Source organism: Bradyrhizobium sp. Ken01, from assembly GCF_055807355.1.
Window position 1 is genome coordinate 95,452 of the sequence record NZ_JBVVPC010000002.1, and the last position, 24,474, is coordinate 119,925.

The following is a 24,474-nucleotide window of genomic DNA, read 5'->3' on the forward strand; positions in this document are numbered from 1 at the left end:
CTCCAAAAAGACCTCATGATCCGCCTCGACAACGTCAGCAAGCAAGCCGGCCACCAGATCCTGTTCATCGAAGCGTCCGCCGCCCTCAACAAGGGCGAGAAGATCGGGCTCGTCGGCCCGAACGGCGCCGGCAAGACCACGCTATTCCGGATGATCGCCGGCGAGGAACTGCCCGATGAGGGGCAGGTCTCGACCGACCGCGGCATCACCATCGGCTATTTCAACCAGGACGTCGGCGAGATGGCCGGCCGCAGCGCCGTGGCCGAGGTCATGGACGGGGCGGGGCCGGTGAGTGCGGTGGCCGCCGAACTGCGCGAGCTCGAGACCGCGATGGCCGACCCTGACAAGGCCGACCAGATGGACGAGATCATCGCACGTTACGGCGAGGTGCAGCACGCGTTCGAGGAACTCGACGGCTACGCGCTCGACGGCCGCGCGCGCGAGGCGCTGTCCGGCCTCGGCTTCAGCCAGGAGATGATGGACGGCGACGTCGGCAAGCTCTCCGGCGGCTGGAAGATGCGCGTGGCGCTCGCCCGCATCCTCTTGATGCGTCCCGACGTCATGCTGCTCGACGAGCCCAGCAACCATCTCGATCTCGAAAGCCTGATCTGGCTGGAGAAATTCTTGCACGACTACGAAGGCACGCTGCTGATGACCTCGCATGATCGCGAGTTCATCAACCGCGTGATTTCGAAAGTGGTCGAGATCGATTCCGGCTCGCTCACCACCTACGCCGGCAATTACGAGTTCTACGAGCAGCAGCGGGCGCTGAGCGAGAAGCAGCAGCAGGCGCAGTTCGAGCGCCAGCAGGCGATGCTCGCCAAGGAGATCAAGTTCATCGAGCGGTTCAAGGCGCGCGCATCTCATGCGGCTCAGGTCCAGAGCCGGGTGAAGAAGCTCGACAAGATCGAGCGGGTGGAGCCGCCGCGCCGCCGCCAGACGGTGGCGTTCGACTTTCCGCCGGCGCCGCGCTCGGGCGAGGACGTCGTTGCGCTCAAGAAGGTGTTCAAGGGCTACGGCAGCAAGCGGATCTATGACGGGCTCGATTTCATGATCCGCCGCCGAGAACGCTGGTGCGTGATGGGCGTCAACGGCGCCGGCAAATCGACGCTGCTCAAGCTCGTCGCTGGTGCGAGCGAGCCGGACGATGGCACGGTGGCGGTCGGCGGCAGCGTCAAGATGGGTTATTTCGCCCAGCACGCGATGGATTTGCTCGACGGCGAGCAGACGGTGTTCGAGTCACTCGAATACGCGTTTCCAACGGCGGGGCAGGGCTCGTTGCGCGCGCTCGCCGGCTGCTTCGGCTTCTCCGGCGACGACGTCGAGAAGCGCTGCCGCGTGCTCTCAGGCGGCGAGAAGGCGCGCCTGGTGATGGCGAAGATGCTGTTCGATCCGCCGAACTTTCTGGTGCTGGACGAGCCGACCAACCATCTCGACCTCGCCACCAAGGAGATGCTGATCACGGCGCTGTCGGATTTCGAGGGCACCATGCTGTTCGTCTCGCATGACCGGCATTTTCTCAGCGTCCTGTCGAACCGCGTGCTGGAGTTGACGCCCGAAGGCATCCACCAGTTCGGCGGCGGCTACACCGAATACGTCGCGCGCACGGGGCAGGAAGCGCCGGGGCTGCGGAGCTAGCATACCGCTACGCCGCCTTGACGCGTTGCTGCGGCCCGCTACGCTCCTTCCAAAAGGGGAGCGAAACAGCCATGAAGCAGCTGCGCATCGGCGACATCACCATCGATGCGGTGATCGAGCGGGAGGGGCCGTGGCGGCGGCCGCAGGATTTTTTCCCGGCTTATGACGAGGCCGTGTTCAGGCATCATCTGCCGACGATGGAGCCTGAGGTGTTCGACGCCGCGCGCGGCATGATGGTGATCACCTATCAGACCTTCGTGGTGCGCACGCCGCGCTACACCATTCTGGTCGATACCTGCACCGGCGAGGACAAGGGCCATCCGCCGCCGTTCGATTTTCCGGGCAAGGAGCGCTGGCGCAACGAGCTGTTCGCGCTGGGCATCCCTTTCGAGCAGATCGACTACGTCTTCTGCACGCATCTTCATATCGACCACACCGGCTGGAATACGACCTTGCGCGACGGCCGCTGGGTGCCGACGTTTCCCAATGCGAAATACGTCTTCCACAAGGGTGAATATGCGGCCTGGGAGGCCGAGCATGCCAAGGGCGGCAATCCGCCCGGTACCGTGTTCCGCGACAATTGCCTGCCGATCGTCGAAGCAGGCCAAGCGCTATTGGTCGATGACGACTACGCGCTCGACGACACCGTCACGCTGACGCCGACGCCGGGGCATTCGCCCTACCATTGCTGCGTGAACATCTTCTCGAAGGGGCGCCGCGCGGTGGTCGCTGGCGATCTCATGCATCACCAGATCCAGTGCCGCGAGCCGGACTGGTCGGCCAAGCCGGATTGGGATGCGAAGCAGTCGGCGGTGTCGCGGCGAAAGTTCTTTGCTTCCGTCGCCGACACCGACACGCTGATCTTGCCTGTCCATTTTCCGGCGCCGACGGTCGGGCTGATCAAGCCGCTCGGCGCCGCCTTTGATTACCGTTTCAAGCGGGAGTAGGGCGACCGCCTCGCCGTCATGGCCGGGCTTGTCCCGGTCATCCACGACCTTTGCTACACGGAAACAAGGCCGTGGATGCCCGGGCCTTCGCCTCGCCGAAGAGGCTTCGGCCTCGCAGGCGGGACAAGCCCGGGCATGACGAGTTCGTGGAGCGACCGTACGTCCGACGGTCTAGTACGTGTAGAACATCCGCTGGATTTCCTTCGTGTCGGTCGTCCTGGTCAGCGCCAGCATCAGCAGAATACGCGCCTTTTGAGGATTGAGCGTATCCGAGACGACGAAGTCGTGCTCGTCGTCCTTGGCCTCGCCGTTGCGCGCGACGATGCCGTTGCCGACCCGGCTGCTGCGCACGATCACGACACCCTTCTTGCGGGCCTCGTCGAGCGCCGGCTCGACCGCGGGACGAGCCAGGCTGCCGTCTCCGACGCCGGCATGCACGATCCCCTTGGCCCCGGCGGCGACAAACGCGTCGATCGCAACCCGGTTCATGTTGGCGTAGCCGTAGACGATGTCGACTTGCGGCAGGACATCGAGGCTGGAGACGTCGAATTCGGAGTCTGCCGTGTGCCGGCGCGTCGATTGACGATAGAAGTACGGCTTGTTGCCCTGCATGTAGCCGAGAAAGCCGAGTTCAGGCGTGCGGAAGGTGTCCGCCGTCGAAGTGTTGTTCTTGGTGACATCGCGGGCCGCGTTGATCTGATCGTTGAGAGCGACGAGCACGCCCTTGCCGACGGCCTCGTCACTGCCCGCGAGGATCACCGCATTGAAGAGGTTGATCGGCCCATCCGCGCTGATCGCCGTCGACGGCCGCATCGCGCCGACGACGACGACAGGTTTCTTGCTCTTGACGACGAGGTCCAGAAAATAGCTGGTTTCCTCGATCGTATCGGTCCCGTGCGTGATCACAATGCCATCGACGTCGTCCTGCGCGAGCAGCGTGTTCACGCGCTTGGCAAGCTTGAGCCAGTAGTCATTATTCATGTTCTCGCTGGCGATCTGGAAGACCTGCTCGCCCTTGACGTTAGCCACCGTTTTCAGTTCGGGAACGGCGTTCAGGAGGGTCTCTATGCCCACGGTGGCTGCGGTGTAACCCACCACGGTGGTGCTGCTCGCCCCGCTGCCGGCGATCGTGCCGCCGGTTGCGAGCACCATGACGTTGGGCAGTCCCGGGCCCCGCGCGTTCGCGGCTTCAAGTCCGATGAGCAGAGCGAAGAGCAAGCTCATTGCCGCCATCGTGTAATCACGCACTCGAAACTGCAACATCTCGACCACCCTTTGCTGGAAGACTCGTTGGTGCGCCCCGGTTCGCTCAGCGCTGCATGTTCCGCTAGCCGAGGCACTCTGTCTAGGGTGGCGACGATTTTGCTGTGCGCGCTCGGCGCGTGCGAGAAGAGGCAAACGGTCTTTGCCTCTGTTATTTGGAAACAAAAACGTGGATGCCCGGGACAAGCCCGGGCATGACGAGTTTGTGGAACCGTTGCTCGCTAAATGAGCACCAAAATCGCAGCGGTCAGGCGCCGACTTCGCACTTCTTCATAAAGCTGTTCTTGGCGGCGCCGGCGAGCGGCTTGCCCTCGGCGCTGACGGCCTTGGGCGCGCAGGCGTCGGCCTTGCACTTTTTCATGAACGAGGTCTTGGCGGCGCCAGCAAGGGCCTTGCCGTCCTTGCCGACGGCCTTGCTTTCGCAGGTGTCTTCCGCGAAGGCCGAACCCGCCGCAAACGTGGCAACGATCGCAGCCAGGAAAATTCGCTTCATCATGATTGTCTCCCTAAACCAGAAATGGCGCGCGGATTGGAGCCGGGAATCGTGGCGCAATCAAGCTGGATGATCGCCTGCCGCCCGGTCTTCCTGGCGATTTTCCGAGCGCGGGTGCGACGGGGCCCACCGCCTGCTGCACTGCTCGCTGACCGGGACGGGCGATCCTGCTAGCTTCGGGCGAGTATAGCCGAAGGGAGCATCGTGATGGAGACCCTGATTGCGAACATGCCGGATGCCGCTTCTGACCGGCATTCTCACCTGGTTCGGCCGCAAGACATGGAATGGCAGAAGACGCGCTTTCCCGGCTGCGAGGCCAAGACACTGCTGTTCGATGGCAGCAGCGGTCTGATGACGGCCTTGATGCGCTTTGCGCCGGGATCGGTGCTGCCCGATCACGAGCATGTCGGCGTCGAGCAGAGTTATGTCATCGAGGGCGCTCTCGTCGACAACGAGGGGCCGGCCAAGGGGATTGCCTGCAAGGCCGGCGAATTCATCTGGCGCGAGGCGGGCAGCCGGCATGCTGCCTGGTGCCCGGAGGGCGCCCTGATCCTGGCGATCTTTCAGGTGCCGAACAAGTTCTTCGAAGCCGACGGCCGCGTCGTCGATGCCGCCGGTCAGGATTGGGACCAGACGTGGGGGCACACCGACGCGCAACGGGCGGGGAGCACCTAGCCGCTCATACGCCGCGCGCGAGAAGCGCCTTGAAGTCCGCGCGTGCGCGCTGCGCTTCGGCGCGCGCCACCTCGGAGGCGTCGCCGAGGCCGAAATAGCCGTGGATCAGGCTGGGGCCTTCATGGTGCTTTACCGGCACACCGGCGACTTCCAGCGCCCGTGCATAGGCCGTGCCCTCGTCGCGGAGGGGATCGAACCAGGCGGTGGTGACGATCGCGGGCGCGACGCCGGCAAGCGAAGTCGCGCGCAGCGGCGAAACGCGCCAGTCGGTCGCGTCCGAGGGATCGGCGAGATAATGACCGCAGAACCACTCCATCACGGCGCGGGAGAGGAAGTAGCCTTCGGCATTCTCGGCGCGCGAGGGGAAGCGTGCGTTCTCGCGCGCGTCCGCATAACTCCCAAGGACGTCGGTGACGGGATAGACCAGGAGTTGCGCGGCGAGCTTGATGCCGGCGTCGCGGCAGGCGATCGCGGTGGTGGCGGCGAGATTGCCGCCGGCGCTGTCGCCGGCGACGCCCAGGCGTTTTGCATCGCCGCCAAATTCCGCGACGCGGCCAAACACGTCGCTGACCGCGGCAAAGGCGTCCTCGAACGCGCCGGGAAAGCGCGTTTCGGGCGGGCGACGATAGTCGACGGAGACGACGACTGCGCCGGTCTCGATCGCAAGATTGCGTGCCTGCCGGTCGTGGGTCTCGAGGTCGCCCGCGACCCAGCCGCCACCATGGAAGAACACCACGGTCGGTGCGGGCGTGGTGCCGACCCGGTAGACCCGTGCATCGAGCGGTCCGGCGCCGCCTTTCACCTTGATATCCGCGACGATGTCGACCGGCGGCGGCGGTATGGCCGCGCGCGAGGCAGCCAGTGCGCGCAAGGAATCGCGGGCGCTCTGTGGCGTCATCGTCGTGTGATCGCGCATCGGCAGCAGCGGAATGATCTGGGCGATGACTGGATCGAGCGGTGCGGCCATGGAATCCTCACACGGTTCTTGGTCTTGCTTGCGGGTTAGCATAGATATTGCGCGCCGCATCGGCAACCGCTCGCATGTGGCGATGCCGGGGAATGCAATGCCGTGGGATGAACGGGCAGGGAGGTCTTGAGGTGGAATTCGAAACGCTGGTCCAGTCGCGCCGCAGCGTGCGCGGCTTCAGGAACGAGCCGGTGCCGCGCGCGGTGATCGAGGCGATCATCGACAGCGCCAAGCGTGCGCCGTCGTCGATGAACACCCAGCCCTGGCATGTCCACGTGCTCACAGGCAGTCCGCTGGAACAGCTGCGCCGACGCAACATGGAGGAAATGGTTGCCGGCGCCAAGGTCAAGCGCGACATCGTCAGCCACGGGGAGTACCAGGGCGTGCACCGGACCCGGCAAGTCGACGTCGCCAAGAAACTGTTCGGCGCGATGGGAATCGCGCGCGACGACAAGCCGATGCGCCAGGACTGGGTGCTGCGCGGCTTCCGCCAGTTCGACGCGCCGGTCTCGCTCGTCTTGACCTATGACCGCGTGCTCGATCCCGGCGCGGTCTGCCATTTCGATCTGGGCGCGCTCTGCTACGGAATCGTGCTCGCGGCCTGGGACCGCGGTCTCGGTTCTGTGATCAACGGGCAGGGCATCATGCGTTCCGACATCGTGCGCGAGGTCGCAAACATTCCGGAGGACGAGGTGATCATGACCTGCGTCGCGATGGGCTATCCCGACGACAACTTTGCCGCGAACGCCGTTCGCTCCGATCGCGAGGGCAACGACGATTTCGTGCGCTACGTCGGATTCGCCGAGTAACGCAGGCAGAGGAGATTATTCTCTCGCCGGAATTTTTTTGGTGCGGACCCCTTGGCGGCCTCTTGCAATCTCTATCGTGCAGGAGGAACAATGTACGGACTGAAAGGTTTGATGCTGGCGCGAGGGAATTGACATGCGGCGGCTCGCTAGCCTGGTTCGACGGTTCTTCGGCCCGCGAGTGCGGCGTCCGATCGATGATGATCCAAGTCTTCCTTTCACACCCGAAGAGTTCGGCCGGATGATCCGTAGCGGCCGGCACGAGGACATGAAGCTGCTGGCCGAAGGGCTCGCCTGCCGGACCGTTCCGCGCCGCACCAGACATCGCGCCGCGCACTAGACTGGGGTCGAGACGGATTGCTGCGCTCATCTCGTGAGAGCGACCTGCCTGAACGCGGTCAGCAGCGCCTTCTCCAACTTTCCGCTCATCCCGCATAGGATCTCATAGGCCTCGCCGCGTGGCAGCGTCGGCTTGTAATGCCGATATTCGATCAGGGCCGCGAAGATGTCCGAGATCGTGAGAATCCGCACGATGTCGCCAATGCTCTCGGCCCCGAGCGCATCCGGATAGCCGCTGCCGTCGAGATATTCGTGATGATGCCGCACGGCATCGAGGATCTCCGGCGAGATATCGTCTTGGTCTTTCAGAAAATCGTAGCCCGCTGCCGGGTGAGTCTCGATCATGGCACGTTCCTCCGGATCGAGACGGCCGGGCTTGTCGAGGATGGCAAGAGGGATCCGGGCCTTGCCGATGTCGTGGAACATGGCCGCCGTATACAGGCGCTCCAGATCGGGCCTGCCGACGCCGAGGCTCAGGCCGAAGTCGATGGTGACGCCGGTGACGAGGAGACAATGCTGATAGGTCCCCTCGTGATGGCGCCGCACCGCCGTGAGCCATTCCGACAGGCCATGCTGGCTGATGCGATCGGCGATCTGGCGGCCGGCTTCTCTGGCGCCGTTGATGTCGATCGGCTGGCCTGATGTCACCGAGGTGAACATCGACGCGATCGCGGTCGCCGCGGTCTCGACTGCATTGTCCGACTGCGCCGCGTGACCTGAGGAACCAGACGCCTCTTCGGCGGGATCAGCAAGCGCTGCCAGCAGCTTGATCTTGTCGATCGTCCCGGGAAGGACGAGCGTGGCCCCGAGCGCGTAGGCCTGCGAGATACTCATGTGAGAGGCGTGCTCGACCAGGAAGATGCGCTTCGTTGCCTTCGCGAGCTTTACGGCTCGTTTCTTGATGGCCGCAATGGTGCGGACATCACGCAATTCCGCACGGATGACGATCGCGAACGGCACCTGGGACAGCTTGGCTTCCGCGTCGAGCCGTTCGCCTGCGACGGCAAACTGCTGCTCGAGGATCGAACAGATGCTCGATAATTTGTCTGAGGAATCAGCCAGCACATGCACGAACGGGCGTGCCGCTTCCTTCTCTCGGATGCCGCCGTTGCCTTTGACGGGGCGGGATATAATTCGCGCGTTCTGCACGGTTGACCTGAATTATGCTGAGTGGATGGGGCTGATGAGTCCTTGGGCCTATTTGCTCTGAGCGGCAGCGGCGGCTGCCGGTTTCCTCTTGCCGTCTACGGTGACGAAGTGCACGCCGGCCGTGGTGCCGTCGATCCAGACCAATTCGCAGCGCCGGTAGGCGAGCCCCGTCGACGACAGCAGCAGGAAGAATTCCTTGGCCCGCAGAACATCGAGCGTGCCCTCGACTTCGATCTTCGCACCGCTTTGCGATATGTCGAGCAGAACGCAACTGCGCCGCCACGTGCCGTCGGAGCCCATCAGATTGACCGGCTGCTTGTGATCCATTTTCACGCGCTGCGCTTTGCGACCGTCGAACTTCATCGGCTAACCCCCATCTTCGCGCCGCGATTTGCCGGATCGCTCGTGTTGGCGCTTGCGGCTATTTCCCCCCATCGCACTGTCCATTGGCTGGTGGACAGAAGCAGCGTCTCGAAGATCCGTTGCGCGCGCTCGCGCCCGGCATAGGAGAGCCTTTTCCCGCTGCGGTTGCTCAGGATGGTCAGGGTGGTCTGCCAGTTCAGCCGCGAGGCCCGGCACGCCATGACCAGCCCCTCGCAATCGTCGTCGCTCACGACATGCTCGATGATTTCGAGCGGCGCCCCTGAAAGCACCGACAGCGCCGTGAACAGGTTGGCCGTCTCGCCGCGGATCGCAAAACGGTTCACCGTGGAATCGTTGAGCTTGCCGATGCGGTTGAGGATGACGATCTCCGGCCTCGCGCTTGCATACTCGGCCCGGCAAGGCCGCTTTGGCGGAGCCGGCTCCGCTTCCGGCACCGGCGCCGCGGCGGATGGGTTGGGCGTCGCCGGTGCCTGCCGCATTGGTGGGGCGGAGAGCAGCTTGCGCACGACCAGGTCGGGCGTGCCGGGCCGGAGCGCCAGCGCCTTCGCGATCTCGCCGTCCTGGTCGGCCTTGGCAATCAGCGCTGCATAGGCTGCGTCGGAGAATTTCGTTCCCGGGTTCTTGATCAGGGCAAGGCAGATCGGGCCGCCGTGCTTGATCAACGCTTCGGTCACGGCCGGCGCGATGTCGCTGCGGGCGGCGATTGCGCGTCGATGCAACTCGCCACGGGAGTCAATGACAGCCTCGAGATCTGCCGCGGAAAGTGCGCGCGACTTGAGCAACACAGGACATGCCACGTCCGGATTATCGTGCGAGGCGAGACGCCACAATGTTTCGGGAGGCGCGATGTCAAGCTCGGCGAGCGCCGTGCTGAGCTGAACCAGTGCGCTGGTCTCGACTCGTTCCGTCAATCGCAGCAGAACACCATCGACCACGTTGCTGAGCAATTCCCGGCACTGGTCGCGGCTGCCAGTGAGCAACTGCACCATGCCGGAGAGAATGCGTGCGCAACGCTCCGCCGGGCAGGTTGCGACCGTCTCTTCCAATTCAGCAAGAACATCAGCAGGCGAATTTGCCATCATGGCAGGGGCCTGACCTAAAATTAATTTGGACTATCGAACTGCGCCTATTCCGCTCGACAGACGTTAATTTGAAATTTGGATTTTGCTCGTCTAGGTATATGTGCACCGCTGGATACACGGAAAACGCTATCGAAAATTGGCGAGATTTGATGCGCCGGCTTGTCCTTGGACTTCGCCGCTCGCCAACTGGGCAACATAGTGCGAAGTGATTCTTTCAGACTTAAGGGACACCGGAACGGGGAAGTTGGGCCGGCATCCTCGCCGGACGCGCGTTTGTTGCGACGCGAAGTTTCACATTGCCATGAACAGAACTGATGATGCGCCGACGCTGGCGCCGAAGGTATTTCGTTTCACCGACGTCGATGAATTTCGAAGTGCCATACGAGGCCTGAACTTCGAGTTCACGCCTTTCGTCCGGAGGATTTCGGCCGAGCAGACCATTCTGTCGCTGCCCGGCTGCGACGTGAATCTGACGCGGGCATTTCCGCGGGTGGTCGACGCACAACTCGTCGAGAATTGCACCGCGATCGGATTCACGATGGACGATTTGGACGTGCCGGTTCGATTCAACGGCACGCAGCGCACACGACCCGTCATCGTCATCGGCAGCAGCGGCGCGGCTTACACCACCATCGAGGAGGTGCAGCGGCAAATCGCCTCGGTGGTGTTCAGGCCGGAGGTGACAGATCGCGGCTGGCCACAAGCAGCCCTCTGCTTCAACATCTTCGAAACGACCGCCGCGGGCTTGAACCGGCTCCGCGGTGTGGTTCGGGAGGTGTTGGCAGCCGCTTCAGAGCCGGTCGATGCGCCCGACGTGCCGCTGAAGGCTGCCGCCATGAGGGAGACCCTGCTCGGCGCTGTGGACGCAATTTTCGAAAGCATCGTTCCTGCGCGATGGACCCTGCGCCCCAATGACGAGCGGAACTTCAAGGTCTTTCAGGACATCCGCGCGCTGCTTTCCGACGACCTCTCGCAGCCCATCTACAGCGACGAGATCGCGCGCACGCTCGGCCTGTCCGTTCGCACCATGCACGACGTCGTCCGCCGCTATCGCGGCATGAGCCTGCACCGCTACTTGCGCCTGCGCCGGCTGTGGCTGGTGCGCCAGCGGCTGCTCGCCGGTGCCGACAGCGTCAAGGCCGTCGCGCTGGCGTTCGGCTTCTGGCATCTCGGCGACTTCTCCAGAAGCTATCGCGACCAGTTCGGCGAGACACCGTCGCAAACGCTTGAATGCGGACGGCGAACCTAGTGCGTCAAAACGTTGAGGCCGGTCTTGATGATCCGTGCTATACTACCGGTCATGAGCAATCGCATCCTCCTCCTCTACGGTTCCTACCGTTCCGACCGCATGGGCATCCGCCTCGCGAATTTCGTCATCGATCGCCTGCGCGCCCGCGGCGACGAGGTCGTGTTCATCGACGCCAAGGCGATCGGCCTGCCGATGCTCGATCGCATGTACAAGGAATATCCCAAGGGCTCCGCACCCGAGGCGCTGGAGAAGCTGGCGGGAGAGATCCGCGGCGCCGATGGTTTCGTCTTCGTCACCGGCGAATACAATTGGGGCATTCAGCCCGGCCTGAAGAATCTCACCGACCACTTCCTCGAGGAGTGGTTCTGGCGTCCAGCCGCGATCGTGAGCTACTCGGCCGGCCGCCTGTCCGGCGCGCGTGCCTCGACCGCCTGGCATGGCACGTTGTCGGAGATGGGCATGGTGGTGGTGTCGAGCACCATCGGCGTCGGCCCGATCGCACAGACACTGTCGGAGGCGGGCGAACCGATCGGCGAGGGCGGCAAGGCGCTGGAACGCTCGTTCCCGCGTTTCGCCGACGATCTCGCATGGTGGATCGAGGCGGCCAAGGCGCAGCGGGCGCGCAAGGCGCCGCCGTATTGAGCGCCTTACGCGGCCCTGACCTCACCGAGGAAGCGATCGAACTGTCCGGCGAGATCGCGTGACTGGGTCGAGAGCTGCTCGGCCGCGCCCAGCACCTCCCGCGCGGCCGTACCGGTATCGTCGACGGCGCGCTGCACGCCTGATATGTTGGTGTTGACCTCCTGGGTGCCGCGCGCGGCCTCCTGGACGCTGCGGGCGATCTCCTTGGTCGCCGAGCCCTGTTCCTCGATCGCGGCCGCAATCGCGGTGCCGATCTGGTCGATTTCGCCGATCACGTCGGCGACGTTACGGATCGCGGTGACGGTCTCGTCGCTCGCGGCCTGGATCGCCGAAATCTGCTCGGAGATTTCGGTGGTGGCCTTGGCGGTCTGGCCCGCCAGCGATTTCACCTCGGCAGCAACCACCGCAAAGCCGCGGCCGGCATCGCCGGCGCGGGCAGCCTCGATGGTCGCGTTCAACGCCAGCAAATTGGTCTGCTCGGCGATGCTCTGGATCAGCGTGACGACGTCGCCGATCTTCTGCGCGCCCTCGGCCAGCGCACGGGCGGTGTCGCCAGTGCGGCGGGCGTTGTCGACGGCGCGGGCGGCGATCTCGGTGGACTGGGCCACTTGACGGCCGATCTCCGAGATCGAAGAGGTCAGCTCTTCGGTGGCGCTCGCGACGGTCTGCACGTTGCTCGATGTTTGCTGTGAGGCGGCGGCGACGACCGCGGCCTGGCTGTTGGTCTGGGCCGCCGTCGAGGTCATCGACTGCGCCGTGCTTTCCATGGTGGAGGAGGCTTTCGACAATCCGCCGACGAGCTCGGTGACCTTGGCTTCGAACGCGCGGGTGATCCCGTCGAGCGCCTGGGCGCGGCGCATCTTGCCGTCGTTCTCGGCCTGCTTCTCGGCCGCAAGGCTGTCGGCCCGGATCATGTTGTCCTTGAAGACCCGCACGGCCGCGGCCATGGCACCGATTTCATCGGAACGCTCGGCGCCGGGAATCCCTTCCGCGACCTCGCCCTCGGCAAGCCGCGACATCCGCGTCGTCAGGTTGACGATCGGAGCGCAGACCCGGCGGCGGACCGTGACGATGAGGCCGGCGCTGGCGATCAGCACAGCGAGGAGGCCCGCGAGTGCGATGGTGAAGCTGGTGTGGGCCGCAGTGGAAGCACCTGCGAGAATCTGCTCGGCGTTGTCGTAAAAGGCGTCGCGGACCTCGATGATGGTGCTGAGGCCGCGCTGCGTAGCGGTGTAATAGGTGTCCATGTCGTGTTCGTACTTGCCGCTGACCGCACCCTCCTTCACCAGCTTGAGCTCGCGGCCGAACTCTTCGATGTAGATCGCGTTGAATTTCTCCAGCGCGGCGGCAACGTTCGCCGGCGTTGCGGGATTGCCGCGCAACTCCAGCAGCGACATCACGATCTGGTCGTTGCGGCCCTGCGAGCGGCTGATCTCGGCCTTCTCGGTGTCGGTCGCCGGTTTCTTGCCCCCGACGAGGTTCTTGTGCAGGCTGGAGTTGAAGCCGCCGACGTCGCGCAATGTCATGGCGATATTGGCGTAGCTGGCCTGCCGGTAGGCGTCGCCATTGAGGATCGCCATGCGGCGGACCTGCTCGTTGAGCAGCGCAGTCACGCTGGCGTTGAGCACGGCGTTGTCGGCGACGATCTTCTTGGCCGCGTCCTTGCGCGCCTCCGGCGGGCCCGACATCGCCTTGTCGATGGCCTCGCGCAGCGCGGTGAACTTCGAATTGATGGCGTCGATGTTGCCGCCGATGGTGTTGCCGTCGTCGAACGGGCCGGGCAGGTCCTTGCGCAGCGCGTTCATCGTGTCGCGGGCGGCATCGGTCTGCTTGCGCAGCTTGCCCTGCTCGGCAAGCAGCGCCGGGTCGACGGCGGGAGGGCCATAGAGGATGTTGGTGGAAAAGCCGCGCTCGGGATTGAGGTAGCGCGGGATGTCGCTGACGGCGCGGACGATCGCCAGCCGCCCCTGGGCTTCGGTGATCCGCTCCATCGTGTGGTATTTCGTCACGGCGACGTAGACGGCGAGGCCGCCGCCCACGGTCGAGAGCGAGACGATGGCGGTGGTCAGGAGCGTACCGATTTTCATGATTCTGTCCGGCAACTGGCGCGGGAAATTATTTGCACGGACAATAGGCAGGCGATGTTAATCCCGGGTTTACGCTGGTGGCCGCCGGTGGCCGCGGTCACCTGGCCTTGCGGTCGAGGGCGGCGAGGATATCGAGCGTTGCCTGATCGCGATCGCCGGAAAAGTACCGGACGAGCGCCTCGTCGAAAACGGGTTCGTCGGACACCGCGTCGAACAGCGTCATCGACGAGCGGAATTTGGCGTCATCGGGCGCGCCGAGGATGGCGTTGATGGTCCGACCCTCGATGGCAAGCACGAGGCGGGTGCATTCGATCAGGCGCGGACCGAGGATGGGGTGGGCGAGATAGGCCTTGGCCTCGGCGCGGGAGGCGATGGCGTAGCGCTGCGACATGGCGCTGAAGCCGAGGCCGGCGACCTGCGGGAAGATGAACCACATCCAGTGGCTCTGCTTTCGGCCCCGGGTCAGCTCCCCCTGGATGTCGCGGTAGACCGGGTCCTGGGCCCGGACAAAGCGTTTGAGGTCGAAAGGATCGGTCATTGGATACCTTAGGATACCCTGGAATGGCTTGCCGGAGCCTTGCCGGCCGCGATTATGCCTAACTTTTGGCTCCCAATGTGGTAGCTGGTATAGAATCTTCGGGTGGGGGTGGGTCCCCCCGGGGATCGATTTTGGGGAGCTGATGGTTTCCGACCGGGCACAAGCCGAGAGGCTATTGTCGCGCCGCCGTATTGGGCGAGCCGAGGCGATATTGCTGTCTCTGGCCGCCGTCGCCCTGGCCCTGGGCGCTGCCGCCTGGGTCGCGGATATCGGCGGTTCGGGCTCGCTGGTCACCGCCGCGCTGCCGCCGGCCAATGCGCCTTCATTCGATGATCGTTTCGCTTCTGCTTCGAGCAGTCCGCCCGCCCGCGAGCTCGGCTTACGGACGCTGGAGCGCTCCGCGGTGAGTGCAGTACAGCTCAAATTGCGCGACGCCAAGGCGATGCTCGCCCAGAAGCTCCAGGGTGACGACTGGCGCTCGACCCTGACCGACGACGACCGGCACATGTCCGAGGAGGCAAGACTTGCGCAGCGTGCCGACGCCATCCCGATGCCGCGCTCGCGCCCGCCGCAGGCGGACTTCTCGGCCCAGATTGCTTCCAGCCAGGCTTATGCCGAGACCAACCCGAGGGTCGACAACCGCAACTTCTTCGAAAAATTCACCGACAAGATCAAGCTGGCCTCGCTGACGCCTGACAGCGGCCTGTTCGGCAAGGCGCCGGATCTCGCCGCGCTCGGTTACGATTCGCGCACCGCGGTCTATGACATCTCGGCCAAGGCGCTTTACCTGCCGAGCGGCCTCGCGCTGGAAGCGCATTCCGGCATGGGCGCGCTGATGGACGACCCGGAGCACGTCGACCAGCGCATGGTTGGCGCGACCCCGCCCGCGACCTACGACCTGAAGCCGCGCGAAAAACTGTTTCACGGCGTCCGCGCGCTGCGCTTGACGCCCACCGAGGGGACCAGCGCGCTCGGCCGCGTCGGCCTGCTCACCCACAATTACATGCTCGGGCCTCGTGGCGACTCCAACGGCTGCGTTTCGATCAAGGACTATGATCGTTTCATGAAGGCCTACGACAATGGTGAGTTCAACCGTCTGGTCGTGGTGCCCAGGCTGACCCCGTCGGCGACCGCCTCGCAGCGGGCGAGCACCGAGTCCTGATATCTGCTCCTGATATTTGCCTGCCGCGGCGGGGCTGCCGTTTTCCCTTCCTTGAGCCGTCATCGTCCAGAAGCAGCCCATGAGTGATCCGCAAAGTGAGTGATCCGCAAAGTTCCGAGACCCCGCTGCGCACGACGTTCAAGATCAAGCTGAACGGCGACACGCTGGCGATTGCGACCGTCGGCCAGGCCTATCAATTCCTCACCAATTTCAAATCGGTCGAGTGGATGGAATTCCGCTCGCTGCATGAAGACGCGGTCGCAGCGCTCGAAGGCGCCGCCGAGAACGCCATGCTCGTCGTGCAGGCGACCAACGCCGTGCGCGCGCTGTTCGTCAGCGCAAAGCTGCTCTGAGAGCAACACGGCGTAAGCCGGGGTTGCGGCGCTCCCTCCGGGCTACCGCTCACGACTTGAATTCCGCTATAGGAACTGGCAATGGCCCACGAAGATCGTTGCCTCAAGCCGATACGTTGAAACATACTTCAGGGAGAGACCCATCATGAAACGCCGTACATTCCTCAAGGGCGGCGCGGTCGCTGGTGCGACGACGCTGGTTGCCGCACCTGCGATTGCGCAAGGCGCGCCCGAGATCAAATGGCGTCTGACCTCGAGCTTCCCGAAGTCGCTGGACACCATCTACGGCACCGCGCAGACTTTTGCGAAATATGTTGCCGAGGCCACCGACAACAAATTCCAGATTCAGACCTTTGCGGCCGGCGAGCTCGTCCCCGGCCTGCAGGCGCTGGATGCGGTCAGCACAGCCTCTGTCGACATGGCGCAGACCCCGCTCTATTTCTACATCGGCAAGGAGCCGGCGCTGGCCTATGCGACCGGCGCGCCGTTCGGCATGAACCATCGCCATCAGGAGTCCTGGTGGCACTTCGGCGGCGGCGCCGATTTGACCAACGAGGCGCTGAAGCCGTTCAAGGCGCACGCCATCCTCTGCGGCAATTCCGGCACCCAGATGGGCGGCTGGTTCCGCAAGGAGATCAAGACCGTCGACGATCTCAAGGGTCTGAAATTCCGCATCGCCGGCATGGGCGGCCATGTGTTGGCGCGGCTCGGCGTGGTGCCGCAGCAGATCGCGGGCGGCGACATCTATCCGGCGCTGGAGAAGGGCACGATCGACGCGGTCGAATTCGTCGGTCCCTATGACGACGAAAAGCTCGGCTTCCAGAAGGTCGCCAAATACTACTACTTCCCGGGCTGGTGGGAAGGCGGCGCCATGCTGCACATGATCGTCAACGACGAGAAGTGGGCTTCACTGCCGAAGCAGTACCAGGCGATCGTCAACCAGGCCGCCTCGGCCGCGGGCGCCTGGATGCTCGAGAAATACGACAGCGTCAATCCGGCGGCGCTGAAGCGGCTGATCGCCAATGGCGCGGAGCTGAAGGCGTTTCCGCAGCCGGTGCTGGAGGCCTGCTACGCCGCGACCCAGGAGCATCTGAACGAGCTCGCCACCAAGAGCGACCTGTTCAAGCGCACCAAGGAAAGCCACGACGCCTATATGAAAGAGCTGCTGTTCTACACGCAGATCGCGGAGAATTTTTACGACAATTATCTGCTCGGCAAGATGCGCAACAAGACCTGATCGCAAGAGGGGCGCGGTGCTCACGCCGCGCCCGGCTTTCGTAGCCTGGATGGAGCGCAAGCGTAATCCGGGGTCTTTGCTATCGATAGATTTTCCCGGATTGCGCTGCGCTCCATCCGGGCTACGGATTCATCAGGCGCCTTCCGCCGCGCCCAAACCCAGCTTCTCGTAAATCCGCCGCGCATAGGCGCCGAACGCGTCCGTCGTCTTGAGCGGCAGAGCCCGCGGGAAGGGCAGATCGATCGGGAAATAATCGGCCATCTTTGCCGGGCCTGCCGTCAGCACGGCGCAGTGCGAGGACAGGAACACGGCCTCCTGGATCGAGTGCGTGATGAAGATGATGGTCTTGCCGCTCTCGCGCCAGATCCGCAGCATCTCCAGATTCATCTGCTCGCGCGTCAAGGCGTCGAGCGCGCCGAACGGCTCGTCCATCAGGATCAGTTTCGGGTCGTGAATGAAGGCGCGCGCGATCGCGGTGCGCTGCTGCATGCCGCCGGACAGCTCTCGCGGATATTTCTGCTCGTAGCCGGCAAGTCCCACCAGATTGAGCAGATCGCGTGCCCGCTCGCGCGCGGCCTTCATCGGAAGGCCGACGATCTCCGCCGGCAACAGCACGTTGTCCAGGATGGTACGCCATTTCAGGAGCAGCGCCTGCTGGAACACCATGCCGATGTCTCGGGTCGGATCGAACGGGCTTTTGGCATTGCCGATCTTCACCGTGCCGCCGTCGGCGCCGTGCAGGCCGGCCAAAATCTTCATCACCGTGGTCTTGCCGCATCCGGACGGGCCGACCAGCGAGACCAGCTCACCCTCCTGCACCTCCATCGTGACGTCGGACACTGCCAGGAATTCGGCTCCGCCGCTGCGGTAGACCTTGCGGACGCCTTGCAGGCTGATGAAGGGGCTCGAGCTCATGCCAGCCATTTATTCAAGTTTGCGGCCACGAACGCGTCGTCGCTGAGGTCGGAATGCTCGCGGTAGACGCGCTCGATCTCGTCCTTCTGGCCGGGGCTCAGGCTCTCGTTCGGATCGAGGCACCACAGGCCCTGCATCAGGCCTTGCCGTCGCAGTATCTCGTGGCAGCCGGCGATGCAGCCGTGAAAATCGTTGGCGACGTCGAAGAAGGCGCTGTTGCAATCGGTGACGCGGGCATCGAGCGCGAGCAAATCGGCCGGGACGCTGTCCTTGTTCCGTGCCGCCTTGCAGCGCTCGAACTGTTTGATCGCGCTCGCGGTCCAGACCGACCAGTGGCCGAGCAGGCCGCCCTTGAAATAAGTGCGCGTGGTGATTCCGTTGTCGCGCAGGTCGAACGGCAGCATCAAATCGAGCAGGATGTGGTCGTCATTGCCGGTGTAGAGCGCGACGCGGTCGAGCGCGCCGGCTGCCGCGACGCCGCGCAGAACATCGAGGGTCCGGTAGCGGTTGAACGGCGCGATCTTGATCGCGATGACATTGTCGATCGAAGCAAAGCGCTGCCAGAACCGGCTAGACAGGAGCACGCCGCCCACTGCCGGCTGAAGGTAGAAGCCGACCACCGGAATTTCGGCTGCGACCGCTGCGCAATGCGCGATGATGTCGTCTTCCGACGCGCCCTTCATCGCGGCGAGGCTGAGGAGCCCTGCGTGATAGCCGATGTCGCGCGCGGTGCGGGCTTCAGTGGTGGCCTGCCTGGTCGGACCGGCGAGGCCCGCGACCAGCGCCAGCGGACGCTTGGTCCAGTTCGCCGCCGTCTCGGCAGCGAGCTCCAGCACGGGACGATAGAGGCCGACATCGCGGATCGCGAACTGCGTGGTGTGCACGCCGACCGCAAGGCCGCCGGAGCCGGCGTCGATGTAATAGCGCGTCAACGCGCGCTGATGCGTTTTGTCGAGCTGGCGTTCGGCGGTGAGCGCGAGGGGATGCGCCGGCAGCACGGTGCCGTCGGCGATCAGCTTACGGATTTCGCTGTTGATCTGGCTGTGGTGCATGATGTCCTATCCGAATTCAGGGCCGGCGACGGCAAACGGCATGTCTTCCCCCGCGGCACTGGCGGGGCCGAACCGCATGCGCTGGAACGGGCGTTCGATGCTCCAGCCCGATGCGGTCAATCCGTCAGGGAACGCGGCTTGCGACGTGACGGCGTCGAGCAGCAGCGGTCCGGTTTCAGATTGCGCAATGGCATCGACCAGGGTCAGCGCGGCTGCGGTGTCGTCGGCAAACAGCGGGCCGATATGGCGCGCGGTGCGTCCGTCGCGAACCAGCGCGATGGCGCCGTTCGCGGAAACGATGCGTGAGCCGGGACGCTGAGCGAAGTTGGAGAGCAGGGCGGTTCGATCGAGGCCCGTAGCGCGCCGGTCACGCGCGCAGAGCGCGTCGAGCGTCGCGGATGAAGGTGCCTGCCCGGATGCGGACGCGGATTTCACCAGCTTGAGACGGCGCAATTGCAGGGTCGGCGTGAACCCGAGCGGCCCATAGACGGCAGCACCGTCGGGCGTCGCGTCGAGCCAGCTTGTCAGGCCGTTCCTGCGGGCGGTTTCCAGGCAGGCATCGACGAGGCGCGTTGCAAGGCCGCGGCGGCGATGGGTGCCTGACACCAGCACCATGCTGATCCAGGCGTTTTTGCTGGAGTAGGGCAGCAGGGCCGCGGTTGCCACCAGCCGTCTGCCGTCGCGGATGCCGAACACGATTCCGTCGTGCAGGAAGATGCGCCAGTCCTCCTCGGTCTGGTTCCAGCGTGCTTCCGCCGACAGCACGAGCCCGGCGATCGCATCGTCGACGCCGAGCTTGATGATGGCCGGATCGTCAGTAGCGTCCATCGCGCACCTCGTATTTGGTGGGCTTGCCGAGGCTCGGCATGGCGCGGGACACCCAATCCGCGGTCCATGCGATCAGCTGATCGGTGTCGACGACCGGCAGGCCGAACAGCTCGACTGCCTTGGACGTGTCCGTCAGCCACGCCGTCGGCTGTTCGTTTCCTGTCAGCACCGGCGCGCGGCCGAACCTCGCCCCGAATCTTGCCGCGAGGTCGCGCACCGCCAAGATCTCGTGGCCGCTGACATTGATCGACGAGGTCGGCGCCGTGCAATGCGCGAGGCAGCGCAGCGCCTGGGACGAGGCATCGCCCTGCCAGATGAAATTGACATGACCGATGCTGACGTCGATCGGCGTGCCCGTGAGCACTTTCGATGCGATGTCGTGGAGCACGCCATAGCGCATGTCGATCGCGTAGTTGAGGCGGAACAGCCGCCCGGGCGTCCCGAACTTGCGCGAAAAATACTCGAACATGCGCTCGCGGCCGACGCAGGACTGGGCGTATTCGCCGGGCGGGTTCGGCGCCATGTCCTCGCTCGAGCCTTTGCCGTCGACCGGGACGAAGGGATAGATGCAGCCGGTCGAGAACGCCACGATCCGCGATGACGGGAAGGCCTGCGCGACCAGCGCCGGCACGTGCGCATTCATCGCCCAGGTCAGCGACAGATCGCCCTCCGCGCCGAATTTGCGGCCGGCCATGAAGACGATGTTCGGCGCCTTCGGCAGCGCCTGAATCGCGGTCTCGTCCATCAGGTCGCAACTGATGGCCTCGACGCCACGCGCATGCAGCCAGTCCTTGACGCCGGCGTCGCTGAAGCGGGCGACGCCGATGACGCGGCGATCGGGCGCTGCGGCTTTGGCAAGCCCCGCCAGCGTCGGCCCCATCTTGCCGGCGACGCCGAGGACCATGATGTCGCCCTCGACCCTGGCGAGGTCGTCGATCAATGCCTGCGTCGGCCGGCACAGGAGATCGTCGAGCGCGGCGATATCGGGGATGGTCTTCGGCAGTGTCTGGCGGGTCAGGAGCATGGTTGTGGTCCTTGGTCTTGGCTTTGCCGTTCAAGTCGGTGTTGCGTCACCGACCACGAACATGCGTTCGAGGACGAGCACGAAGCCGTAAAGCGCGACGCCGAGCAGCGTCAGCAGCACGACAGCCATCACCATCGCGGGCGTGTCGAGCGAGGATTGCACCTGGATCATGAGGTAGCCGAGCCCGCGCTCGGAGGCGATGAACTCGCCGACAATGGCGCCGGCGACCGCGAGGATGGCGCCGACCTTCATGCCGGAGAAGATGTAAGGCAGCGATCCCGGCAGCTGGATCTTGCGGAACAGCGTCCAGCGCGAGCCGCGCAGCGATTTGACGAGGTCGAGCAGATCCGGCTCCACCTCGCGCAAGCCACGCGCGGTGGTGAGCAGGATCGGGAAGAAGCAGATGCTGAAGGCGATCAGGATGTTCGGCACGATGCCGTAGGAGAACCAGACGATGAGGAGCGGACCGAGCGCGACCTTTGGGATCATATTCAGCGTCACGAACAGCGGCAGCAGTACGAGGCTGATCAGCGGCGCCCAGCTGAAGATGACGGCCAGCGCCACACCGACGAATGCGCCGAGCGCAAAGCCGCCGAGGATCTCGATCGCCGTCACCAGCGTATTGGCGCCCCAGGCGTAACTCGCGGTTCCCAGCGTCTGGATTGTCGCGAGCGGCGAGGGCAGGATGAACTTTGGCACGTGGAAGGCATCGACCAGGACCTGCCAGAGCACGAGCACGGCGAGGTGCACGATCAGGATGACCGCAAAGCTGCGCGTATTGCGGGCGCCGTCTCCTGTCACCGGTTGCTCCCTGTTGCCGCCGGCCACCTTGCCGCCTGGTCTCTAGCCTAACCGTCCCGGAGGGAAGTTTCAACCAGTTGGTTGATTACGGCCGGAGCGAATGCAGTACGAGATCGGCGACGTGCCGGCGGCGGGCGCGCCGCGCCGCCCGGCTCGACAGGTCCTTGCCGAAGATCGCCGACAGCGTCGGTGTGTTGGAGAGATAGAAATAGCTGAGGCCCGCGATGGAGATATAGAGCTGGATTGGGTCGATCCCCTTGCGGAACATGCCGGCGCGGACGCCCTCGTGAAGGATGTGGGACACGCTCTTCACCAGCGGCGAATGCATCGCCTCCAGCCGCGTCGAACCGCGGACGTGGCGGGCACCGCCGCGGTTCTCGTCGTTCAGAAGCACGATGAAATCGGGGTTCGTCGCCAGGTAATCGAACGAGGCTTCGATCAGCTTCCGGATCGCCTTTTCAGGCGGCAGGCCTTCGAGATTGAGCTGGCGCTCCTGCTCGCGAATATCGGCGTAAACCCATTCGAGCACGGCAAGATAGAGCGCGTCCTTGTCGCCGAAATAATGGTAGACGAGCTGCTTGTTGACGCCGGCGCGCTCCGCGATCTCGTCGACGCGGGCACCGGCAAAGCCGTGCCGGGCGAACTCCTCGCGCGCCGCGGTGAGCAGTTTCTTGCGGGTGGCGACCGGGTCGCGCCGCTGCGGCACGGTGTCGCCTGAACGTTTTGCGGGCATTTCCAACCAAACAGTTGACAAGTTGAGGGCGGCCTTGTTGCATTGGTATCCTCACAGGGGGAGAGCGACAAGCCGGTCGCAGGCACGAGGAGAGATGCGATGAAGCGTTTGCAGGCGGCGGGCTCGGCTCTGGCTGTGGCCCTGATGCTCGGTTCACCAGTCGTGCCCGCGACCGCGGGCGAGGCGGTCAATCTGATCCTGAACTGGGCACCGACCGCCGATCACTCGCCGTACTATTACGCCAAGGCGCAAGGCTGGTACGAGAAGGCGGGCATCGATCTGACCATCGAGGTCGGCAAGGGCTCCGGTGTCTCCGCCGCCAAGGTCGGCTCCGGGGGCTCGCCGTTCGGCGTCGCCGATCTCGCCACCATGCTGGTGGCGAAGAGCAAGGGCGCTGACGCTGTTGCCGTCATGAGCGTCTACGCCAACACCGGCCAGACCTTCTACTGGCTGAAGAGCTACGGCGTGAACGGGGTCAAGGATTTTGCCGGCCACAAGATCGGCAATCCGCCCGGGGACGCCTCGCGCGTGATGTGGCCGGCTTTCGCCAAGGCCGCAGGGCTTGCCCCGGACTCCGTCGGCTTCGTCAATGTCGGGCCGACGGCGAAGATCGCCGCGCTGAAGAGCCATACCGTCGACATCATCAGCGACTTCTACAACGAGCACGATTTGAAGGTGATCGAGTTCGGGAGCGATCTCGGCTACGTCAATTGGAAGGACATCGGGCTCAACCCTTACGGCAATTCGCTGATCGTCAACGGCGGCTATCTGCAGAAGAACCCGAAGCTGGTCGAGGAGTTCGTGCGGGTCACGCAAAAGGCGTTCGCGACTTGCGTCGCCGACGCCGCGCCCTGCCTGAAGGCGTTGCTCGATCAGGTCTCCGGTCTCGACAAGGAGAATCAGGAGCGCCAGTGGGAGCGCATCAAGTTCCTGATGACGGACGAATTCACGACGACGAAGGCGCTCGGTTGGATCGACGGTGAGCGCATGAAGAAGGACTACGAGCTGGTCCAGACCTATCTCGGCATGGAGAAGCCGTTCGACGTCACGACGGCGTTCACGACCAAGATGCTCGATCCCGCCATCAAGATGGATGCGAGCAAGGTCAAGAAGTAGGGGGGCTTCCTTATCGTCGTCCTGGCGAAAGCCAGGACCCATCACCCCAGGGCGCGGTTTGGCGAAGACTCGTGGTTCGGTGCTCCCACCGTCCGCATCGATGGATCCCGCGGTATGGGTACTGGCTTTCGCCAGGACGACACCGGAGATCGGGGCGGCTGCCCGTCGCCGAGAGCCACGGCCGGCCAGCCCGCCTCCACGTAACCCCACGGAGAAATTAACCGGCCATTAACCATATCGGCGGCATCGTTAATTATTCAATAACAGGGAACGAGTCGGCCGCTATGGAGGCTGCAGTAAAACCTCAACGCCAAATGGTGCGCTTGCGTGGGCGCTCCTATGTGGCCTTCGTGTTCGTGCCGACGGTTCCGATCCAGGACTGGCTGCAGGAGATCGACACCACCATCGCGCGCTCGCCGGGCTTCTTCGCGGGCCGCCCCGTGGTGATCGACCTGTCCTCGGTCGATCTCAGCCAGTCCGGCATCGGCCATCTGCTCACCAGCCTTCAGGACCGCAACATCCGCGTGCTCGGGATCGAGGGCGTGGAGGAGGGCCGGCTGACCCCCATGATGCCGCCGCTGCTGTCGGGCGGGCGGAGCTGCGTGGTCGAACCGAGTGCGCCCAAGAAGGTTGAGGCAAAGGTCGAGACCAAGCCGACCTCGCTGCTGCTCGAAAGCCCCGTGCGCTCCGGCCAGACCGTGATCTTCCCCGAAGGCGACGTCACCATTCTGGGGTCGGTCGGCTCGGGCGCCGAGGTCGTCGCCGGCGGCTCCATTCACATCTACGGCGCGCTGCGCGGCCGCGCCATGGCGGGCGTGAACGGTCACACGAGCGCACGCATCTATTGTCAGAAGATCGAGGCTGAACTGCTTGCAATCGATGGCTTTTACCAGACCGCCGACGATATCGACGCGGCCCTGCGCGGCAAGCCGGCCCAAGCCTGGCTCCAGGGCAACACCATGCGAATTACTGCGCTGAACTGACCAGAAGGAGA

Annotated in this window: 26 protein-coding genes; 12 read left to right on the forward strand and 14 right to left on the reverse strand. The window is 64.4% G+C overall.

Annotated features, from left to right (window positions below; translation table 11 throughout):
* The first annotated feature begins 15 nt into the window (after positions 1-15).
* Both AC0L3S_RS02425 and AC0L3S_RS02430 read left to right on the forward strand, forming a co-directional pair.
* Positions 16-1,638: an ABC-F family ATP-binding cassette domain-containing protein gene (locus tag AC0L3S_RS02425; RefSeq protein WP_473257049.1), complete on the forward strand. Its 1,623-nt coding sequence runs from the start codon at positions 16-18 to the stop codon at positions 1,636-1,638.
* A gap of 71 nt (positions 1,639-1,709) precedes the next feature.
* Positions 1,710-2,585 (forward strand): MBL fold metallo-hydrolase, encoded by an 876-nt coding sequence (locus tag AC0L3S_RS02430; RefSeq protein WP_473277979.1) that lies wholly within the window; start codon positions 1,710-1,712, stop codon positions 2,583-2,585.
* Positions 2,586-2,756: 171 nt separating this feature from the next.
* On the opposite strand, the gene AC0L3S_RS02435 is transcribed toward AC0L3S_RS02430, so the two are convergent.
* Together AC0L3S_RS02435 and AC0L3S_RS02440 are read right to left on the reverse strand one after the other, a co-directional pair.
* The gene (locus AC0L3S_RS02435; RefSeq protein WP_473277980.1) at positions 2,757-3,833 is read right to left on the reverse strand and encodes a type II asparaginase; all 1,077 of its coding nucleotides are present in this window, start codon (positions 3,831-3,833) and stop codon (positions 2,757-2,759) included.
* Between the two features lie 262 nt (positions 3,834-4,095).
* A complete protein-coding gene (locus tag AC0L3S_RS02440) occupies positions 4,096-4,344 on the reverse strand; it encodes a hypothetical protein (protein WP_035962662.1) in 249 nt (82 codons plus the stop codon).
* Between the two features lie 204 nt (positions 4,345-4,548).
* Between AC0L3S_RS02440 and AC0L3S_RS02445 the strand changes: the two genes are divergently transcribed.
* Complete coding sequence (locus tag AC0L3S_RS02445; RefSeq protein WP_473277981.1) at positions 4,549-5,016, forward strand: cupin domain-containing protein; 468 nt, start codon at positions 4,549-4,551, stop codon at positions 5,014-5,016.
* A 4-nt stretch (positions 5,017-5,020) separates the two neighbouring features.
* Here the strand turns inward: AC0L3S_RS02445 and AC0L3S_RS02450 are convergent, their stop codons facing one another.
* Positions 5,021-5,983: an alpha/beta hydrolase gene (locus AC0L3S_RS02450; protein ID WP_473277982.1), complete on the reverse strand. Its 963-nt coding sequence runs from the start codon at positions 5,981-5,983 to the stop codon at positions 5,021-5,023.
* A 131-nt stretch (positions 5,984-6,114) separates the two neighbouring features.
* Here AC0L3S_RS02450 and AC0L3S_RS02455 point away from each other — a divergent pair, with 131 nt between their 5' ends.
* Both AC0L3S_RS02455 and AC0L3S_RS02460 read left to right on the forward strand, forming a co-directional pair.
* On the forward strand, positions 6,115-6,792 hold the full coding sequence (locus tag AC0L3S_RS02455) for a nitroreductase (protein ID WP_456764590.1): 678 nt from the start codon (positions 6,115-6,117) through the stop codon (positions 6,790-6,792).
* A gap of 133 nt (positions 6,793-6,925) precedes the next feature.
* The gene (locus AC0L3S_RS02460; protein WP_007591770.1) at positions 6,926-7,129 is read left to right on the forward strand and encodes a hypothetical protein; all 204 of its coding nucleotides are present in this window, start codon (positions 6,926-6,928) and stop codon (positions 7,127-7,129) included.
* 26 nt (positions 7,130-7,155) lie between these two features.
* Here the strand turns inward: AC0L3S_RS02460 and AC0L3S_RS02465 are convergent, their stop codons facing one another.
* From AC0L3S_RS02465 to AC0L3S_RS02475, 3 genes are read right to left on the reverse strand one after another with little or no spacing between them, the layout of a single operon-like run.
* Positions 7,156-8,277: an HD-GYP domain-containing protein gene (locus AC0L3S_RS02465; RefSeq protein ID WP_473257043.1), complete on the reverse strand. Its 1,122-nt coding sequence runs from the start codon at positions 8,275-8,277 to the stop codon at positions 7,156-7,158.
* 48 nt (positions 8,278-8,325) lie between these two features.
* Positions 8,326-8,640, reverse strand: coding sequence for a PilZ domain-containing protein (locus AC0L3S_RS02470; protein ID WP_354054974.1), 315 nt, complete (start codon positions 8,638-8,640; stop codon positions 8,326-8,328).
* Positions 8,637-9,743, reverse strand: a complete 1,107-nt coding sequence (locus tag AC0L3S_RS02475; protein ID WP_473257042.1) for a DUF2336 domain-containing protein — start codon at positions 9,741-9,743, stop codon at positions 8,637-8,639. Before AC0L3S_RS02475 ends, AC0L3S_RS02470 begins: the two co-directional genes overlap by 4 nt.
* Before the next feature lie 301 nt (positions 9,744-10,044).
* On the opposite strand from AC0L3S_RS02475, the gene AC0L3S_RS02480 reads away from it, so the two are divergent.
* On the forward strand, positions 10,045-10,992 hold the full coding sequence (locus AC0L3S_RS02480) for an AraC family transcriptional regulator (RefSeq protein ID WP_473257040.1): 948 nt from the start codon (positions 10,045-10,047) through the stop codon (positions 10,990-10,992).
* Positions 10,993-11,043: 51 nt separating this feature from the next.
* A complete protein-coding gene (locus tag AC0L3S_RS02485; protein WP_473277983.1) occupies positions 11,044-11,634 on the forward strand; it encodes an NADPH-dependent FMN reductase in 591 nt (196 codons plus the stop codon).
* Positions 11,635-11,639: 5 nt separating this feature from the next.
* On the opposite strand, the gene AC0L3S_RS02490 is transcribed toward AC0L3S_RS02485, so the two are convergent.
* Both AC0L3S_RS02490 and AC0L3S_RS02495 read right to left on the reverse strand, forming a co-directional pair.
* Positions 11,640-13,721, reverse strand: coding sequence for a methyl-accepting chemotaxis protein (locus AC0L3S_RS02490; protein WP_473277984.1), 2,082 nt, complete (start codon positions 13,719-13,721; stop codon positions 11,640-11,642).
* 97 nt (positions 13,722-13,818) lie between these two features.
* Complete coding sequence (locus AC0L3S_RS02495; RefSeq protein WP_473277985.1) at positions 13,819-14,259, reverse strand: DUF1810 domain-containing protein; 441 nt, start codon at positions 14,257-14,259, stop codon at positions 13,819-13,821.
* 211 nt (positions 14,260-14,470) lie between these two features.
* Between AC0L3S_RS02495 and AC0L3S_RS02500 the strand changes: the two genes are divergently transcribed.
* From AC0L3S_RS02500 to AC0L3S_RS02510, 3 genes are all read left to right on the forward strand, one after another.
* Positions 14,471-15,421: a DUF2778 domain-containing protein gene (locus tag AC0L3S_RS02500; RefSeq protein WP_473257036.1), complete on the forward strand. Its 951-nt coding sequence runs from the start codon at positions 14,471-14,473 to the stop codon at positions 15,419-15,421.
* A gap of 95 nt (positions 15,422-15,516) precedes the next feature.
* On the forward strand, positions 15,517-15,774 hold the full coding sequence (locus AC0L3S_RS02505; protein ID WP_007609546.1) for a hypothetical protein: 258 nt from the start codon (positions 15,517-15,519) through the stop codon (positions 15,772-15,774).
* Positions 15,775-15,919: 145 nt separating this feature from the next.
* Positions 15,920-17,011 carry a TRAP transporter substrate-binding protein gene (locus AC0L3S_RS02510; protein WP_027569765.1) on the forward strand — a complete coding sequence of 364 codons (1,092 nt, stop codon included), beginning with the start codon at positions 15,920-15,922 and terminating at the stop codon, positions 17,009-17,011.
* A gap of 132 nt (positions 17,012-17,143) precedes the next feature.
* Here the strand turns inward: AC0L3S_RS02510 and AC0L3S_RS02515 are convergent, their stop codons facing one another.
* The 6 genes from AC0L3S_RS02515 to AC0L3S_RS02540 form a co-directional block, all read right to left on the reverse strand.
* Positions 17,144-17,935, reverse strand: a complete 792-nt coding sequence (locus tag AC0L3S_RS02515; RefSeq protein WP_473277986.1) for an ABC transporter ATP-binding protein — start codon at positions 17,933-17,935, stop codon at positions 17,144-17,146.
* Positions 17,923-18,978, reverse strand: coding sequence for a dihydrodipicolinate synthase family protein (locus AC0L3S_RS02520; protein WP_473277987.1), 1,056 nt, complete (start codon positions 18,976-18,978; stop codon positions 17,923-17,925). Before AC0L3S_RS02520 ends, AC0L3S_RS02515 begins: the two co-directional genes overlap by 13 nt.
* A 6-nt stretch (positions 18,979-18,984) precedes the next feature.
* Positions 18,985-19,806, reverse strand: coding sequence for a GNAT family N-acetyltransferase (locus AC0L3S_RS02525; RefSeq protein WP_473277988.1), 822 nt, complete (start codon positions 19,804-19,806; stop codon positions 18,985-18,987).
* The gene (locus AC0L3S_RS02530) at positions 19,793-20,830 is read right to left on the reverse strand and encodes an NAD-dependent epimerase/dehydratase family protein (protein ID WP_473257031.1); all 1,038 of its coding nucleotides are present in this window, start codon (positions 20,828-20,830) and stop codon (positions 19,793-19,795) included. The genes AC0L3S_RS02525 and AC0L3S_RS02530 overlap by 14 nt, the downstream gene beginning before the upstream one ends.
* Positions 20,831-20,860: 30 nt before the next feature.
* Entirely contained in the window at positions 20,861-21,631 is a 771-nt protein-coding gene (locus AC0L3S_RS02535; protein ID WP_473257030.1) for an ABC transporter permease, read from the reverse strand.
* An 85-nt stretch (positions 21,632-21,716) separates the two neighbouring features.
* A complete protein-coding gene (locus AC0L3S_RS02540; protein ID WP_007591743.1) occupies positions 21,717-22,364 on the reverse strand; it encodes a TetR/AcrR family transcriptional regulator in 648 nt (215 codons plus the stop codon).
* Positions 22,365-22,463: 99 nt separating this feature from the next.
* On the opposite strand from AC0L3S_RS02540, the gene AC0L3S_RS02545 reads away from it, so the two are divergent.
* Both AC0L3S_RS02545 and minC read left to right on the forward strand, forming a co-directional pair.
* Positions 22,464-23,480, forward strand: coding sequence for an ABC transporter substrate-binding protein (locus AC0L3S_RS02545; RefSeq protein WP_354167437.1), 1,017 nt, complete (start codon positions 22,464-22,466; stop codon positions 23,478-23,480).
* Between the two features lie 284 nt (positions 23,481-23,764).
* Positions 23,765-24,463 (forward strand): septum site-determining protein MinC, encoded by a 699-nt coding sequence (gene minC / locus AC0L3S_RS02550; protein ID WP_027569772.1) that lies wholly within the window; start codon positions 23,765-23,767, stop codon positions 24,461-24,463.
* Positions 24,464-24,474: the final 11 nt, after the last annotated feature.

Bases quoted from the DNA above. Each gene is read 5' to 3' on its own strand.
- AC0L3S_RS02540 (WP_007591743.1), bottom strand. From the start codon at position 22,364: ATGCCCGCAAAACGTTCAGGCGACACCGTGCCGCAGCGGCGCGACCCG.
- AC0L3S_RS02480 (WP_473257040.1), top strand. From the start codon at position 10,045: ATGAACAGAACTGATGATGCGCCGACGCTGGCGCCGAAGGTATTTCGT.
- minC (WP_027569772.1), top strand. From the start codon at position 23,765: ATGGAGGCTGCAGTAAAACCTCAACGCCAAATGGTGCGCTTGCGTGGG.
- AC0L3S_RS02470 (WP_354054974.1), bottom strand. From the start codon at position 8,640: ATGAAGTTCGACGGTCGCAAAGCGCAGCGCGTGAAAATGGATCACAAG.
- AC0L3S_RS02490 (WP_473277984.1), bottom strand. From the start codon at position 13,721: ATGAAAATCGGTACGCTCCTGACCACCGCCATCGTCTCGCTCTCGACC.
- AC0L3S_RS02430 (WP_473277979.1), top strand. From the start codon at position 1,710: ATGAAGCAGCTGCGCATCGGCGACATCACCATCGATGCGGTGATCGAG.
- AC0L3S_RS02545 (WP_354167437.1), top strand. From the start codon at position 22,464: ATGAAGCGTTTGCAGGCGGCGGGCTCGGCTCTGGCTGTGGCCCTGATG.
- AC0L3S_RS02440 (WP_035962662.1), bottom strand. From the start codon at position 4,344: ATGATGAAGCGAATTTTCCTGGCTGCGATCGTTGCCACGTTTGCGGCG.
- AC0L3S_RS02425 (WP_473257049.1), top strand. From the start codon at position 16: ATGATCCGCCTCGACAACGTCAGCAAGCAAGCCGGCCACCAGATCCTG.
- AC0L3S_RS02445 (WP_473277981.1), top strand. From the start codon at position 4,549: ATGGAGACCCTGATTGCGAACATGCCGGATGCCGCTTCTGACCGGCAT.
- AC0L3S_RS02525 (WP_473277988.1), bottom strand. From the start codon at position 19,806: ATGGACGCTACTGACGATCCGGCCATCATCAAGCTCGGCGTCGACGAT.
- AC0L3S_RS02520 (WP_473277987.1), bottom strand. From the start codon at position 18,978: ATGCACCACAGCCAGATCAACAGCGAAATCCGTAAGCTGATCGCCGAC.
- AC0L3S_RS02495 (WP_473277985.1), bottom strand. From the start codon at position 14,259: ATGACCGATCCTTTCGACCTCAAACGCTTTGTCCGGGCCCAGGACCCG.
- AC0L3S_RS02530 (WP_473257031.1), bottom strand. From the start codon at position 20,830: ATGCTCCTGACCCGCCAGACACTGCCGAAGACCATCCCCGATATCGCC.
- AC0L3S_RS02515 (WP_473277986.1), bottom strand. From the start codon at position 17,935: ATGGCTGGCATGAGCTCGAGCCCCTTCATCAGCCTGCAAGGCGTCCGC.
- AC0L3S_RS02510 (WP_027569765.1), top strand. From the start codon at position 15,920: ATGAAACGCCGTACATTCCTCAAGGGCGGCGCGGTCGCTGGTGCGACG.
- AC0L3S_RS02450 (WP_473277982.1), bottom strand. From the start codon at position 5,983: ATGGCCGCACCGCTCGATCCAGTCATCGCCCAGATCATTCCGCTGCTG.
- AC0L3S_RS02460 (WP_007591770.1), top strand. From the start codon at position 6,926: ATGCGGCGGCTCGCTAGCCTGGTTCGACGGTTCTTCGGCCCGCGAGTG.
- AC0L3S_RS02485 (WP_473277983.1), top strand. From the start codon at position 11,044: ATGAGCAATCGCATCCTCCTCCTCTACGGTTCCTACCGTTCCGACCGC.
- AC0L3S_RS02475 (WP_473257042.1), bottom strand. From the start codon at position 9,743: ATGATGGCAAATTCGCCTGCTGATGTTCTTGCTGAATTGGAAGAGACG.